Source organism: Bradyrhizobium rifense (genome assembly GCF_008123425.1).
GTDB lineage: Bacteria > Pseudomonadota > Alphaproteobacteria > Rhizobiales > Xanthobacteraceae > Bradyrhizobium > Bradyrhizobium rifense.
The window spans coordinates 83,329-98,571 of record NZ_VSSS01000004.1; the positions used below are offsets into that span (position 1 = coordinate 83,329).

General features: G+C 64.2%; 12 protein-coding genes. 4 read left to right on the forward strand and 8 right to left on the reverse strand.

Annotated elements, in window-relative coordinates; genetic code table 11:
* Positions 1 to 72: 72 nt before the first annotated feature.
* Positions 73 to 822 (reverse strand): peroxiredoxin, encoded by a 750-nt coding sequence (locus tag FXB40_RS01580; protein ID WP_148770481.1) that lies wholly within the window; start codon positions 820 to 822, stop codon positions 73 to 75.
* 204 nt (positions 823 to 1,026) lie between these two features.
* On the opposite strand from FXB40_RS01580, the gene FXB40_RS01585 reads away from it, so the two are divergent.
* On the forward strand, positions 1,027 to 4,824 hold the full coding sequence (locus tag FXB40_RS01585; protein ID WP_187436597.1) for a YhdP family protein: 3,798 nt from the start codon (positions 1,027 to 1,029) through the stop codon (positions 4,822 to 4,824).
* Between the two features lie 174 nt (positions 4,825 to 4,998).
* On the opposite strand, the gene FXB40_RS01595 is transcribed toward FXB40_RS01585, so the two are convergent.
* The 4 genes from FXB40_RS01595 to tyrS form a co-directional block, all read right to left on the reverse strand.
* Complete coding sequence (locus FXB40_RS01595) at positions 4,999 to 6,693, reverse strand: methyl-accepting chemotaxis protein (RefSeq protein ID WP_148770487.1); 1,695 nt, start codon at positions 6,691 to 6,693, stop codon at positions 4,999 to 5,001.
* Positions 6,694 to 7,049: 356 nt separating this feature from the next.
* Positions 7,050 to 7,487, reverse strand: a complete 438-nt coding sequence (locus FXB40_RS01600) for a DoxX family protein (RefSeq protein ID WP_148770488.1) — start codon at positions 7,485 to 7,487, stop codon at positions 7,050 to 7,052.
* 220 nt (positions 7,488 to 7,707) lie between these two features.
* Entirely contained in the window at positions 7,708 to 8,952 is a 1,245-nt protein-coding gene (locus FXB40_RS01605; protein ID WP_148770490.1) for an MFS transporter, read from the reverse strand.
* 56 nt (positions 8,953 to 9,008) lie between these two features.
* A complete protein-coding gene (tyrS, locus tag FXB40_RS01610) occupies positions 9,009 to 10,262 on the reverse strand; it encodes a tyrosine--tRNA ligase (protein ID WP_148770493.1) in 1,254 nt (417 codons plus the stop codon).
* 165 nt (positions 10,263 to 10,427) lie between these two features.
* Between tyrS and FXB40_RS01615 the strand changes: the two genes are divergently transcribed.
* The 3 genes from FXB40_RS01615 to FXB40_RS01625 all read left to right on the forward strand — a co-directional run bounded on the left by FXB40_RS01615 (position 10,428) and on the right by FXB40_RS01625 (position 12,647).
* The gene (locus FXB40_RS01615; RefSeq protein ID WP_148770494.1) at positions 10,428 to 11,531 is read left to right on the forward strand and encodes an anhydro-N-acetylmuramic acid kinase; all 1,104 of its coding nucleotides are present in this window, start codon (positions 10,428 to 10,430) and stop codon (positions 11,529 to 11,531) included.
* A gap of 111 nt (positions 11,532 to 11,642) precedes the next feature.
* Positions 11,643 to 12,320, forward strand: coding sequence for a glutathione S-transferase family protein (locus FXB40_RS01620; protein ID WP_148770495.1), 678 nt, complete (start codon positions 11,643 to 11,645; stop codon positions 12,318 to 12,320).
* Positions 12,321 to 12,323: 3 nt separating this feature from the next.
* Positions 12,324 to 12,647, forward strand: coding sequence for a DMT family transporter (locus FXB40_RS01625; protein WP_148770496.1), 324 nt, complete (start codon positions 12,324 to 12,326; stop codon positions 12,645 to 12,647).
* Here the strand turns inward: FXB40_RS01625 and FXB40_RS01630 are convergent.
* The 3 genes from FXB40_RS01630 to FXB40_RS01640 form a co-directional block, all read right to left on the reverse strand.
* Positions 12,644 to 13,156, reverse strand: a complete 513-nt coding sequence (locus tag FXB40_RS01630) for a DUF1697 domain-containing protein (protein ID WP_148770497.1) — start codon at positions 13,154 to 13,156, stop codon at positions 12,644 to 12,646. The two genes, FXB40_RS01625 and FXB40_RS01630, sit on opposite strands and share 4 nt — an antisense overlap.
* Positions 13,157 to 13,163: 7 nt before the next feature.
* On the reverse strand, positions 13,164 to 13,811 hold the full coding sequence (locus FXB40_RS01635) for an alpha/beta hydrolase (RefSeq protein ID WP_007591562.1): 648 nt from the start codon (positions 13,809 to 13,811) through the stop codon (positions 13,164 to 13,166).
* Positions 13,812 to 14,164: 353 nt separating this feature from the next.
* Positions 14,165 to 14,986: a LytTR family DNA-binding domain-containing protein gene (locus FXB40_RS01640; RefSeq protein WP_246207274.1), complete on the reverse strand. Its 822-nt coding sequence runs from the start codon at positions 14,984 to 14,986 to the stop codon at positions 14,165 to 14,167.
* Positions 14,987 to 15,243: the final 257 nt, after the last annotated feature.

Below are 15,243 nucleotides of genomic sequence, written 5' to 3' on the forward strand. Positions count from 1 at the left end.
AATTGCCGCGGCAATCTGGGCCTGTCATGGTTAATTTTCCGGAAACGGGAGCGCTCGATTTTAACGGGCTGGTTAAAGACTTCTTGCAGCTAGCAACACGTCGTCGGCATGGCCATCGACCCGGACGTTGCGCCAGATCCTGGCCACTTGGCCGTCGGGCCCGATCAGCACCGTGGTGCGAAGAATCCCGAGGAAGCTCTTGCCATACATGGATTTTTCGCCCCAGGCGCCATACGCCTCCAGCATCTCATGCTGCTCATCCGAGACGAGGGGGATGCCGAGGCTGTGCTTGTCGCGGAACTTCTCCTGGGCCTTTAAAGGATCGGCCGAAATGCCGAGCACGGCGGTGCCGGCAGCGGCAAAGGCGTCCTTGAGCCGGGTGAAGTCGATTGCCTCGCGGGTGCAGCCCGGCGTGTCGGCGCGGGGGTAGAAGAACAGGACAAGCTTCTGGCCGGCATAGTCCGACAGTGTGACGACGTTGCCGCCGTCGCGGGGCAGGCGGAAGGCCGGCGCCGTCTGGCCCTCGGCCAAGGACTTCGATGACAAGGACTTCGACGACAAGGACTTTGCTGACAACGACTTTGCTGAAACGGCGGACGCTGCAGCTGCGGGTTTAGAGGCCTTTTCAGAAGATGTTAACCGTTTCGATGCGGCCTTATGCGATGCTTCCTTGGCGCCTGCTTTGCCTGATTTGCTTGCCGATGCCGGCTGTGTTTTCGCGCCACGTGTTTGAGTCGATGCCCGTGTTTTCTGGGGCTTCTTTTTAGCGGTCGGACTGCCGGAGGGCGTTTTGGACGATTTCTTTCGGGATTTCTTGGACATACGCCTTCCTTTCGTCGCTTTCGGCGGGTCAACCAAAGCGGTATTGCAGCTCTCGTCCGGTGTGCCGGATTCGCGCCCTCGGCTGGGCAATTCTGGCGGCGACGGAGTATGGTTACAAGGAATTCCACGCACCACCCCACTGCTCGTTGAACGCGCTCCCGGGGCGAAATGACGAACAGCAGGAACATTCGAGGTATGGCGGCAATGCCGGGGCGGGGAGCGTCGATTCCCGTCGACGGCTGCGGTCCCGGCGGCGCTCAATCCTACGACGGGCGCCTGTATCGAGAGGCAATGGCTAGGAATAAGTCGCCCCAGGATCACAATCGGGACTTCGATCGGCACGGCGGCCATCACGAGCAGCCGGGATGGGACGAAGCCGACTGGGATCAAGACCAGGAAGAGGAGGCGGGTCATCGCGCACGCCGCCTGCTGTCGCGTTCCAGTTCGCGCATCCCGGTCGGTGACGGTTTCTCCTTGTTTCGCCGGGTGCTGCCGAGTGGCCGCTGGGTGCGCCGGACGGCCGTCGTCCTCGGCGCATTGATCGTCATCTTCGTCGGCTGTTTTGGCGCGCTGTGGTGGCGGCTCGGCGCCGGTCCGATCAACCTCGACATGGCGACGCCCTGGCTCGCCGCCGCGATCGAGGACAATATCGGCCACGGCAACACCGTGGAGGTCGGCGGCACCCAGATCGAGCGCGCCGGGCGGGTCCGGATTGCCGTGCGTATCCGCGACATCATCGTCCGCGATCACGACCATGCCATCGTCGCCAGCGCGCCGAAGGCCGAAGTGCGGCTGTCGGGGGCAGCACTGCTCACCGGGCACCTGCGCGCCGAAAGCCTCAACCTCGTCGATGCCGAGCTCGCGATCCGGATCGCACCCGACGGCACCGTCACGGTGTCCGCCGGCGACACGGCGAAGCCGCTCGCAACCGGCGTCGCGTCCAAGAGAGAAGCGGGCCTGCCGCCGACATTCCCGCGTAACGGCGTTCCGCCGCCACCGTTCGGGATAGGGCCTGCAACTCCGGACGCGTCCCAGGCCACAGCTCAACCCGCCGCGCAGAGTGGAATTCTTCAGGGCCTCGACTGGCTCGACAGCCTGAGCCTGACCGGCCTCGACGGACAGAACCTCAACGAGATCGGTCTCAAGAACGGCAATCTGATCGTCGACGATCAGCAACGCGGCAGCAAATGGACGTTTGAGAACATCACGCTCAGCCTGCGCCGGCCGAGCGATGGCGGCGTCGCGCTCAGCTTCGGCGAAGAGGGTGCGCGCCCGTGGTCGCTGCGCGCCACGATTGGACCGAGCGAGAATGGCGTACGCTCGATCGATATCCGCGCCGACAAGCTGTCGACCGCCAACATCCTGCTCGCGCTGCGCGTCAAGGACCTCACCTATACGGCCGATCTGCCTCTGACCGGCGAGCTCAAGGGCGAGCTCGGCCGCGACGGCGTGCCGACGTTCTTCCGCGGCAAGGTCACGATCGGTGCGGGCAACATCATCGACACCGATACGCCGGATTATCCGATGGCGATCGACTCGGCCGAGATCAACGTCGAGTGGGACGCGGGACGGCGAGTGCTGGTCGCACCGTTCAAGATCCTCTCCGGCGCCAATCGCCTGACGCTACTCGCCCATATCGAGCCGCCCAACGGCACCACCAATGATTGGCAGCTCGGCTTCAGCGGCGGCTCGATCCTGCTCGGCGGCATCGACAACGAGCCGCCGCTCGTTTTCAACCGTATCGCGATCGGATTCCGCTTCGACACCGATCACAAGCGCATGGTGCTGACGCAGGCCGACATCTCCAACGGCGAAATCGGCGTCGCCGGCACTGGTGCGATCGACTATTCCGGCGAGCCGCGCCTGACGCTGGGCTTTGCGGGGACGCCGATGTCGGCCTCCGCGCTGAAGCGGATGTGGCCGACGCTGGTGGTGCCCGAATTGCGCCAATGGGTGATCGAGCGGATCGAGCGTGGCACGCTCCAGCGCATCGAGGTCGGCATCAACTCGCCGACGCGGAATCTTCCGCGCAAGGGACCGCCGATTCCCGATGACGGTCTGTCGGTCAACATCGTGGCAAGCGGCGTCGCGGTTCGTCCGGTTGACGGCATGCCGGTGGTGCACGACGCCGATCTGAAGGCGCACGTCACCGGACGCACCGCCACCGTGAATATCGCCCAGGGCATTGCCGATACGCCCGCGGGCCGCAAGATCACGATCTCCGACTTCACCTTCGAGGTGCCGGACATGGCGCCGAAGCCCTCGCCCTCGCGGACCCGCTTCCGTGTCGATGGTCCGGTGCCGGCGGCGGCCGAAATGCTGTCCAATGACCGGTTGAGCGATCTGTCGTCGACCGTCGTCGATCCCAACACCAGCAAGGGCACGTTCACGGCGAACATCCAGCTCGGCCTGCCGGTGACGGGTGGATTGACCAAGGCGGACACCGTCTACGCCGTCACCGCCGACCTCAACGGCTTTGCCGCCGACAAGCTGGTGATGAACCAGAAGCTAGAGGCCAACAATCTCAAGATCGTCGCCAACAACCAAGGCTACCAGGTCAAGGGCGACGTCAAGATCAACGGACAGGCGGCCTCGCTCGACTACCGCAAGGCGACCGATGGCGATGCGGACGTCAAGCTGCAGACGACGCTGGACGACGCAAGCCGTGCCCGCCTGGGTTTCGACCTCAGCCCCGCCGTCAGCGGATCAGTGCCGGTCAAGGTGTCGGGCAAGATTGCCGGCGGTCCCGACCAGACGACGAAGCTTGGCATCGAGGCCGACCTGACCTCGGTCAAGCTCGACAACATTCTTCCCGGTTGGGTCAAGCTGCCGGGCAAGGCGGGCAAGGCGACCTTCAAGGTGGTGCCGACGGCACAATCGACGCGCCTCGAGGACATCGTCATCGAAGGCGGCGGCGCCTCGATCAAGGGCTCGCTGGAAGTCGACCCGAACGGCGACCTGATGAATGCGAACTTCCCGACCTACTCACCGTCCGACGGCGACAAGACGTCGCTGAAGGTGGAGCGCGGTCAGGACGGCGTGGTCCGGGGGACCATGCGCGGCGACGTGTTCGACGGCCGCGGCTTTCTGAAGTCGGCGATCTCAGGCAATCCCAAGGATGACAGCAAGAGCAAGCTGAAAAACGTCGATTTCGACATCGACGTGAAGCTCGGCACGGTCGCCGGATTCAATGGCGAGACGATGCGCAGCGTCGATGCCAAGATGTCGAAACGCAGCGGGGCCATCAAGGCGTTCTCGCTGAGCGGCAGGATCGGCCAAAACACCCCGGTGGCGGCCGATCTGCGCGGCGGGCGCGCGCAGGGCAGCCGCGAGGTGATCTATCTCCAGACCAACGATGCCGGATCGCTGCTGAAGTTCACCGACACGACCAACAAGGTCTTCGGCGGCCAGATGGTGGTGGCGATGGAGCCGCCGACGTCAGAGCCCACGACGAGGGAAGGCCTGATCAATGTGCGCGACTTCGCGGTCAGGGGAATGGATCAGCTTGATCGCGTTGCGGCGGGTGCCCCTAACGGCGCGCAGAACGGCGTGACCTTCACGGCGTTGCGCGCGGAGTTCACGCGACAGAACGGCGCGCTCACGATCCGCGACGGCGTGGTCAAGGGACCGATGATCGGCGCCACCATCGAAGGCTCGGTCGACTTTCCCGGCAACCAGGTCTGCATGAGCGGCACCTTCGTGCCGATGTACGGCGTGAACAACATCTTCGGCCAGATTCCGTTGTTCGGCCTCTTCCTCGGTAACGGCGACAAAGAGGGATTGATCGGCGTGACCTACGAGGTTGTCGGTACGCCGGCGGCGCCGTTGATGCGCGTCAATCCGATCTCGGCGATGGCGCCGGGCCTGTTCCGCAAGATCTTCGAGTTCAACACCGGCAAGCAGAACTCGCCGATCGACGAGCTGCCGTCGGCGCAGTCCGGCGACAGCCCGACGGCAACGGCAAGGCCGTTGTCGAGCGGTTGCAGCCTGGTGCGGCGCTAGGGCGACGCCCGTCTCTATTCTCTTGGGGCGGGCACTGACGTCTCACAGCGTCATGGCCGGGTTTGTTACGGCCATCCACGCCTTCTCTTGCAGCACAAAGAACGTGGATGCCCGGGACAAGCCCGGGCATGACGACCTCTTGTGAATACCTGGAGGGGGCAGCAGTTGCGCAGCTTAGGCCGCGCGCACGCCCGCCAGGAACGTGCCGACTTGGCCCGAGAGCTGCTCGGCCTGCTTGGAGAGGTTCGACGCGGCCGCGAGCACCATGCCGGCGGCGTTGCCGGTCTCGTTGGCCGCCGAGCTGACGCCGCCGATGTTGGTGGTGACTTCCTTGGTGGCCTCGGCGGTTTGCGAGACGCTGCGGGCGATCTCGGCGGTGGCCGCGCCTTGCTGCTCGATCGCAGCGCCGATCGAGGTGGCGATGCGGCTGACCTCCTCGATGGTGGCGGTGATGCCCCCGATGGCGTCCACGGCTTCTTTGGTCGCGCCCTGGATCTGGGCGATCTTGTCGCCGATCTCGCGGGTGGCTTCCGCGGTCTGGCTCGCCAGCGATTTCACTTCAGAGGCGACGACGGCGAAGCCGCGACCGGCCTCACCGGCGCGGGCGGCTTCGATGGTGGCATTGAGCGCGAGCAGATTGGTCTGCGCGGCGATGCTGGAGATCAGCTCGGCAACGTGCTCGATCTGGTGGGCGCCGTCCGACAGCGCGCGCACGATGGTATCGGTGTGGCGTGCGCTCTCGACCGCGCGGCCGGTGACTTCGGCCGATTGCGCGACCTGACGGCTGATTTCGGTGATGGAGGAGGAGAGCTCTTCGGCGGCAGCCGCCACCGTCTGAACGCGCTGGCTGGCTTCGGTCGCGGCCGAGCCGACCACGGCGGCGCGGCGGTTGGTGCCCTCGGCGGTTGACGACATCGACTTGGCCGTGGTTTCCAGTTCGCCGGAGCCCGAGGCCATCAGGCCCACGAGCTGGCCGACGGACGCATCGAAGCGATCGGCGAGGGAGATCAAAGCGTCGCGCTTTTCCTGCTCGCCACGGGCCTTGGCCGCGACCTGTTCGGCTTCCAGCTTGCGCGCCGTCAAGGCGGCCTGCCGCAACACTTCGAGCGTTTCCGCCATACGACCGATCTCGTCGCCCCGATCGGTCTCCTCGACCGGCTTGCCGATGGCGCCGTCGGCAATGTCCTGCATGCGGGTCTTCTGACGGTCGAGTGCGCCGAGCACGTCGCGGGCAATCAGCCAGGACAGCGTCGCCATCAGCAGCATCAGGCCGGCGCCAATCGCGGCGAGCTCGAGCGTGAGCGCGCGTACGTCGGCGTCGATATCGTCGACATAGAGGCCGTAGCTGATCGTGGCGTTCCAGGGCGTGAACTGGCGGACGAACACGGTCTTGCGGACGGGCTCGGTCTGGCCGGGGCGCGGGTAGAGATAGGATGTGACGCCGCCCTGCGGCGCCTGCCTGGCAGCGTTGAGCTGGGCATCGGCAATCAGGATGCCATTGGAATCCGTGGCGCCTGTGATCTTGCCTTCGAGCTGCGGATTGGCGCCGTTGACCAGAATCGACGTGTCGGAATTGTAGACGACAGGATAGCCCTGGCCGCCGCCGAATTTCATGTTGCGGGCACGCTGGCGAAACTGCAGCTTGGCGTCGTCCGCCGTCATCTTGCCGGCGGCAGCGTCATCCTGGAAAGTCTGCGCGAGGCCGTGGACGAGATCGACCGCGGCCTTCATCTGCTGGACCCGGTCGTCCAGCATGCGGCTCTTGCTGAGGACGGTCGATACCGCGATGATGGCTGTGACGGTCAGAGCTGCGAGGCAGACCATGCTGGCAAGCTTGGTGCGGATTTTCAGGTGGCTCAGCAGCGTCATCACAGCCCCTACGAAATGGTTGTTATTGTCATCATCCGTAACATGAACTTCTTACCAATCATGAAGACAGGCATGCCGCGGCCTGCCGCGTCCGCGACTCGTCGCAGCCTTATGCGCCATCGTGCAGGCAAATCGCGATGCGATGCCGTGCGCCCGTATTCTTGCGGGAGGAGAACGATCTCAGACTTTGGTGGTGATCGAGCCTGGCTGGATGGGCGATGAACCGATTCGTTCACCGCATCATCATGTCCGTGCTGCTCGTGGCGGCCCTCGTCCTCATCTGGAACGTGCTGGGCTTGCGCTGAACCGGCACCGGCGAAACGCCAGTGCCGGTCTGCGGGTCGGTTGAGCGCGCGTCAGCGCCGCGCGAAGGCGCCTCCCGGCGCGTCGCTCTCCTTGCCTATCAGCGCATCGACGCTGACCGAGCCGCCGCCCGCTGCCGAGATGTAGAGGCAGGCGAAGCAGAACAGGATCGCGGCGGTGCCGCCGTTGAGTAGCGGCAGCAGCACCGGCGTGCCGGTCTTCATCACGTGGCCCATGAAGTAGGCGAAGGCCATTTCACCCGCCAGGATGAACGCCGTCAGCCGCGTGAACAGGCCGAGCATCAGCGTCGCGCCGAGCACCAGCTCGAGCGTGCCGGCCACATAGATCAGCGGCGGGATGTCGGCGAAGTAGGGGAGCACCGGGAACTTGAACAGCTTGGCGACACCGTACTGGAACAGCAGCAGTCCAGTGATGAAGCGAAACAGGCTCAAGAGAACCGGCTGAAAGCGAGTGAGATAGGGAAAGTTCATTGGTTTGTGCCCTCCATCCAATGTTGCGACTAGGACCGCATTCGGTTCCGCCCTGCAAGCTGTGCCAGGCCAATTTGCGCTGACATTTTTGTCATGTCGGACAAAACACCGCAGGCCGTGATTTGAGCCACGTGCCAACCCCATTTTTTACGCACATTCACGCCGCCTCCGTCCGTAATTCCCCGGTGACACGAATGAGCGCAGGTTACCTCCGGGAAACCTAGCGCCGCAAGGCGGGCACGATCAGGAACGGGATCATTCCGAGGATCACGTTTGCAAGTGCGAAGACAAGCAACGCGTTGTAGCCATGAGTGGCGTCGTGGATCAGGCCGCCGCTCCAGGAGCCGAAGGCCGAGCCGAGCCCGCTGCCGATCGAGATCGTGCCGAAGATGGTGCCGACCCGCTTGCCCCTGAAGATCTTCATCGCCGTTGCCGTGATCAGCGGCCCGCGCGAGCCCATCATGCTGCCGAAGCAGACGACGAAGCCGGTGAGCAGGATGACATTCGGATAATACTGAAGCAGCCAAAGCAGGCAGATTCCGAGGATCGAGATCGCGTAGCTCAGCAGCACTGAGGGCCGGCGCCCGATCAGCCCGTCGAGTGCGGAGACGCCGATCATGCCGAACACCAGCACGACACCCGAAAAGCCCCAGGCGGTCGCGGCCTGCAGCGGCGGGAAGCCTGCGTCGATTAGATAGGCCACGATCTGCGCGGCGATACAGTACATGCCGACCGCGGTGAAGAAGAAGGTCGAGAACAGCGCCCAGAAGGCGTGGTGACGCATCGCGCTGACGAGCGTCCAGCCGTGGTCGACGAAATCAGGATCGGTCTTCTTGGCGACATGCGGCGAGCCCGTCGCGAACAGCCGCCACGGCAGCAGCATGAGCGGCACCAGCAGGGCCAGTGTGGTGAAGCCGAACAGCTGGTAGGTCTCGCGCCAGCCGAGATGATCGATCAGGAGCTGCGAGGCCGGCAGCAGCGCCAGTACGCCGCCACCCATTGCCGAATAAACCACCGCCATCGCGGTCGGCAGCTTTGGCCCGAACCAGCGGCCGAGCAGGATCGAGTTCGGCACGTTGCCGATGAAGGCAACGCCAATGCCGACGCATAATCCGATCGAGAGCTGGAATTGCCAGAGCGCCTGCGCATGGCCTGCGATCAAAAAGGCCGAGCCGAGCAGCAACAGGCCGAGCGCATAGACGATGCGCGGTCCGGAATGGTCGAACAGGCGGCCAACCAGCGGCGCAGTCAGTCCGCTGATGAGCCAGGTCAGCGAATAGATTGAAACAACCTGTGCGCGGTCCCAACCAAAATTTTCGGAGATCGGCTTGAGGAAGACGGTGAAGCTTTCGCTTAAGCCCCGCCCGAGCACAGCGAGCGTGAAGCACAGTGCGAGCACAACGAGCGCAGTCCGCACCGCGCCTTGGTGCGTTGCAGCCGTTTCCCTGGGCGTGTTCTGGTCCATTGCCCGTCAGGGAGCGCGCTTCAGTGCGCCCTGACAAGCATCAAAAGCTCATACGCCTATGCAGGCTTGAGCAGGACGTGCTTCTTCTTGCCGAAGGACAGCTTGATCACGCCTTCCGGCGTCAGAGTGGCCGCTGACAGCGCCATCTTCTCGTCGGTGACGGCCTCGTCGTTGACGCGCAGGCCGCCGCCCTTGATCTGACGCCGTGCCTCGCCATTGGAGGCGACGAGGCCCGCCTTGACGAAGGCGTTGAGCACGCCGATGCCGGCCTCCAGCTCGCCGCGCGGAATTTCCACTGTCGGCAGGCTCTCTGCGAGTTCGCCTTCCTCAAAAGTGCGGCGTGCGGTTTCGGCCGCTTCGTTTGCGGCGTCGCGACCATGCAGCAGCGCGGTCGCTTCGGTGGCGAGCACCTTCTTGGCCTCGTTGATCTCCGAGCCGCCGAGCGCCTCGAGCTTCTTGATCTCGCTCATCGGCAGCGTCGTGAACAGTTTCAGGAATTTGCCGACGTCGGCGTCCTCGGTGTTGCGCCAGTACTGCCAGAAATCATACGGCGAGAACTGGTCGGCGTTGAGCCACACCGCGCCTTGCGCGGTCTTGCCCATCTTGGCGCCCGACGCGGTCGTCAGCAGCGGCGTGGTCAGCGCGAAGAGTTGATGCGTGCCCATGCGGCGGCCGAGATCGACGCCCATGATGATGTTACCCCACTGGTCGGAGCCGCCCATCTGCAAATGGCAGCCGGTCCGCTTGGCCAATTCGACGAAGTCGTAGGCCTGGCAGATCATGTAGTTGAACTCGATGAAGCTCATCTCCTGCTCGCGCTCGAGGCGCAGGCGAACGGAGTCCATCGACAGCATGCGGTTGACCGAGAAATGCCGGCCGACGTCGCGCAGCATCTCGATCCAGTTGAGCTTGGTCAGCCACTCGGCATTGTCGAGCATGATGGCGTCGCTCTTGCCGTCGCCATAGCGCAGCACCTTTGCGAACACGCCGCGGATCGAAGCCTTGTTGGCCTCGATCTCGGCGACGGTGCGGATTGCGCGTGTCTCGTCCTTGCCGGAGGGATCGCCGACCATGGTGGTGCCGCCGCCCATCAGCGTGATCGGCTTGTTGCCGGATTGCTGAAGCCAGTGCAGCAGCATCATGGTCAGGTAATTGCCGATGTGCAGCGAGGGAGCGGTGCAATCGTAGCCGACATAGGCGATCGCCTCGCCCTTGGCGGCGAGGGCGTCCAACCCCTCGAAATCGGAGCACTGGTGGATGAAACCACGTTCCTGCAGGGTGTTGAGGAAATCCGATTTAAATGCAGTCATCTGTCGGCATGCCTGACAATTCTTGGTTTACTGTTTTGGGAGCAATTTAAGGGTCTTCTCTGGGAACTCGATTGCTGCCCGCCACTTGGCGCTGTGGCATTATAAGATGTGTCCCTCTGGCACAAGATCGGCATGCCGGAGGGGGTGTTCTGAGGACGCTGATCCATGATGTTGACGGCACTCGGTTTGATGAGCGGCACCTCGCTGGACGGGGTGGACGTCGCGCTGATCGAAACCGACGGAAAACAGGTCAAAGCGTTCGGACCGTCCGGCTACCGGCCCTATAGCCCGGCCGAGCGCAATCTGCTGCGTCAGGCGCTGTCCGAAGCAGTGCACCTGTCGCAGCGCGAGGCCCGGCCGGGAATCCTGGCCGAGGCCGAGCGCGCGGTGACGCTGGCGCATGCCGAGGCGGTTGCCGCCTTCATCGCCCAGAACCGGATGAAGCCGGAAGACATCGACATCGTTGGCTTCCACGGCCAGACCGTGCTGCACCGGCCCGAGCGGCGGCTGACGGTGCAGATCGGCGATGCGCCGGCGCTGGCCAAAGCCATCCATATCCCTGTGATGCACGACTTCCGCGCCGCCGACGTCGAGGCTGGCGGGCAGGGCGCGCCGTTCGTGCCGGTCTACCATCGGGCACTCGCCAATTCGCTGGAGCGCGAAGGGCCGATCGTCGTGGTCAATATCGGCGGCGTCTCCAACATCACCTATATCGACGGCAACGACACGCTGATCGCCTGCGATACCGGGCCCGGCAACGCGCTGCTCGACGATTTCATGTACCGCACCATGAACCAGGCGTTCGACACGGAAGGCAAGTTCGCCGCGCTCGGCAAGGCCGACGAGGCCTGGATCGCGCGGGCGCTGGAGCTGCCGTTCTTCGCAAGCCCGCCGCCGAAATCGCTCGACCGCAACGACTTTGCCGCGCTCAAGCTCGGCGATGTGCTGCCGGCCGACGGCGCCGCGACGCTCACCGCCTTCACCGCGGCTGCGATCGCGCGCATCATTTCGTTGCTGCCGCGGCGGCCCCGAAGCTGGATCGTCTGCGGCGGCGGCGCCCGCAATCTCACCATGCTGCGCATGCTGCGGGAGCGGGTCGGCACGGCCACCGTCGAGGCCGCCGAGGCTCTCGGCTGGGCCTCCGACGCGATCGAGGCGCAGGCCTTCGGCTTCCTCGCCGCGCGCGGGCTAAAGGGCCTGCCGCTGTCCTATCCGGCCACCACGGGCGTGCCGATGCCGATGACGGGCGGGGTGATCGCCAGACCCTAAAGAGGACTGCCTGAGGTCACGGTGGGTTGATGCAGATGCATTGATCTTGACGGGTACATGCAGTTGCATCTATCTTAGATTCAGTTGCACCGAACCGCCGGGATCATGGCCATGACCACTTCATTGAAACTGATCAGCCACAAGCTTTGCCCCTACGTGCAGCGCGCGGTCATCGCGCTGAAAGAGAAGGGCGTGCCGTTCGAGCGGATCGACATCGATCTCGCCAACAAGCCGGACTGGTTCTTGAAGCTGTCGCCGCTCGGCAAGGTGCCGGTGCTGGTGGTGACAACCGACAAGGGCGAGGTCGCGCTGTTCGAGAGCAACGTGATCTGCGAGTACATCGAGGAGACGCAAGCCGGCGCGAAGCTGCATCCGAGCGATGCGTTGAAGCGAGCCGAACACCGTGCCTGGATGGAGTTCGGCTCGGCGATCCTCGGCGATCTCTGGGGCCTGGAGACCACGACGGATCCCGCGACATTCGAGACCAAGCGCCAGGCGCTGGTGACCAAGTTTGCGCGAGTCGAGGCGGCACTCAACGCGGGCCCGTTCTTCGCCGGCGACGCGTTCAGTCTGGTCGATGCAGTGTTTGCGCCGGTCTTCCGCTATTTCGATCTGTTCGATGAGCTGGCCGAGCACGGCATCTTCCGCGATGTGCCGAAGGTGCGGGCTTGGCGGAGCGAGCTCGCGAAACGTCCGAGCGTGCGCATGGCTGTCGGCGCGGACTATCCGCAACTGCTGCGCGCCTTCCTCGTGCGCCACGACGCGCATCTGCTCAAGCTCGCGGCCTGAGCTATGTCGCCATCTGTGGCCTGGCTGATGCTGATGATCGCCGGCGCACTCGATGTCGGCTGGGCGATCTCGATGAAATACGCCGAAGGCTACACGCGCATCGGTTGGAGCATCGTTTCGCTGGTGCTGCTCGCCGCCTTCGTCTTCCTGCTCGGGCGTGCGTTGAAGGTGCTCGAGGTCGGCGTCGCCTATTCGGTGTGGACCGGTATCGGCGCTGCCGGCACCTTCGTGATGGGCGTCGTGTTGTTCGGCGAGACCTTGAGCGCGATTAAGCTTGCGGGCATCGCGCTCGTCTTGATGGGGATCGCCGCGCTCAAGCTTGCCTAGATATCCGCGGCCATCTTCGCGAGCGTTGCGACGGTATTCATATTGCGCGCGGTACCGGTCTTGGCAGCGGGGATGACGAGCTTCGACGTCCCCATGCCGTCGCCATAGTGCACGTAAATCTCGCGGCGGCCGAGGCGGAGCTCTTCGTTGTTCTGGCCGCGGATGCTGGTAAGCGCGTCTTTAGGTAGTGCGCTGTCGAGGAAGATCGCGACGGTGCGGTTGGGCGCAGCCTTTGGAAAAGGATTGTCGGCCGAGATTTGCGCCATCTCGGCTGCGCTGCGCACGAGCACACCAACCGGCGCGCCGGCGTAGGCGTGCAGGCGCTTTTCGAGGGCGGTCTTGATTGCAGCTTCCGACTTGCGGCTGGTAAAGACCACATTGCCGCTGGCGATGTAGGTGCGCACGGCACCGAAACCGAGCTCTTCGCACATCGCTTTGAGCTCGCTCATCGGCAGCTTGCCGGTGCCTCCGACATTGACCGCGCGCAGCAGGGCTACGAACGCGGTCATGTCAATCTCAGCGCACGTTGGCGAGGCGCATGTCGAGATAGGCCGTGATGGTTTCCATCAGCGGCTCGAGCTTGGCGTCGAAGAAGTGGTTGGCGCCGGGGATGACCTGCTGGTCGATCACGATGCCCTTCTGCGTCTTCAGCTTCTCGACCAGCGTGTTGACGTCCTTCGGCGGCACCACCGCGTCCTTCTCGCCATGCACGATGAGCCCGGAGGACGGGCAGGGCGCAAGGAACGAGAAGTCGTAAAGGTTCGCCGGCGGCGCGATCGAGATGAAGCCCTCGACCTCGGGGCGGCGCATCAGAAGCTGCATACCGATCCAGGCGCCGAAGGAGAAGCCGGCGACCCAGCAGGCGCGCGCCTCGGGATTGATGGTCTGCGCCCAGTCAAGCGCTGCCGCCGCATCCGACAATTCGCCAGTGCCGTGGTCGAACGAGCCCTGGCTGCGGCCGACGCCGCGGAAGTTGAAGCGCAGCACCGAGAAGCCGCGATGCGCGAAGGCGTAGTAGCATTGGTAGATGATCTGATGATTCATCGTGCCATGAAACTGCGGATGCGGATGCAGGACCATCGCGATCGGCGCGTTCTTCTGCTTGGCCGGGTGGTAGCGGCCTTCGAGACGGCCGGCGGGGCCAGTGAAAATAACTTCAGGCATGGATGATCTCTTGATTGATGTCCTGGAGAGACGGTTCTCCGCAATCAACCGATTGTGGCCTCATCGGCAGCGACGCCGGCGAGAGCGCGAATGGAAGGGCGAGAAGGCGTGCGCCTCGCGGTGATGCGCAAATGGCGCGCGGTGACTTGACGGCCGCGTTCTAACATAGGCTGCGGGGCTAAAAGCAAGCATCTTCGACATCTGCCAATGTGCTCAAGAACTTAGCTGGTCATCGCGGTGTCATGCCCATGGCGGCCGGAGTGGGGCGGGGCAATGGCCAGGCTCGCATTAGTGGCGACAACTGATTGGAATCACGATCGTTTATCGACCGTCCGGGCGATCCGACGAGCGATTCACACCGGCGCGGTGCGCCCTCCAAGCGAGGCGACCGCGGGCCGGTAGCGGCGGCTGCCCCCAAGTGTTTGCCCATTGTCGAATGTGAGCTCGAAATCCCCTGACGGCTTGAAGTCCACGCCGCTGACCCGGTCGAGATTGGCGAGCCTGGTCCGATGCACGCGCACGATGGCGAAGCGGGCGAGCTCGCTTTCGGTCGCGGCCAACGTGCCGCGGATCAGGTGCTGGGTGCCGTTGGCGAGGATGTATTCAATATAGTTTCCGGCGGAGGCGACCCAGAGGATGTCACGCGGCGCGACGCGGATGCGGCTGCCGCCGTCCCGGAGCCAGATCAGATCGGGGGATGGTTGCTCCTGCGGAGCGGCCGGCATGGACGCGGCCGCGCGCGCGGCCTTCCGCAGCTCACGCCGGCTTTCGATCAGCCAGAGCGTTGCTCCCAGCAGCAGAGCGGTGACGGCATCCTTGCGGAACTCGTACAGGACTGTCGCCAGTGAGAAGTGGAAGTCGTAGGCGCCTCCCGCGAGCCAAAGCAGGAGTTTCCGCAAACCCACCATGCCGGTGATGTGGAGGGCCGAGAAGCCGAGCAGGCCGGCCGCAGCGATTCCGATCCGTGCCGCAAGGCCCCGTGCCTGACGGATGCGCCGGACTGCCAGCGCCAGGATCGGCACCAGCAGCAGGATGACGATGATGCTCGACAGCTCCCAGAACAGTCGCCGGCCAATGTCATAGCTGTCGCCACGCCAGGCGGCGTCTTGTGCGCCGGAGAGCGCATTGACGATGCCGATGGCGAACGCGACGGCTGCGATCGCAGCAAACATCATCCAGTCGCCATTGATCCCGCCGGGCCAACCGCTCGTCCCAGAGGGCGACGCCTCATCCCCTCGCGCCCGGTCCTGATCCCAAACCGTCTCGACGCGCTCCGTTTCGGGAGCATTTTGGCCCTCAGCCATGGCCCGAAAACCGCGTTTGCCGTCCCGTCAAGGAGCAGAGAACCATGTCAATACCGCAACAAATTTCGACTTCGGAACGACGCATCGATCTGGATTGGGTGCGGATTTTAGCACTACTTTGGCAGATT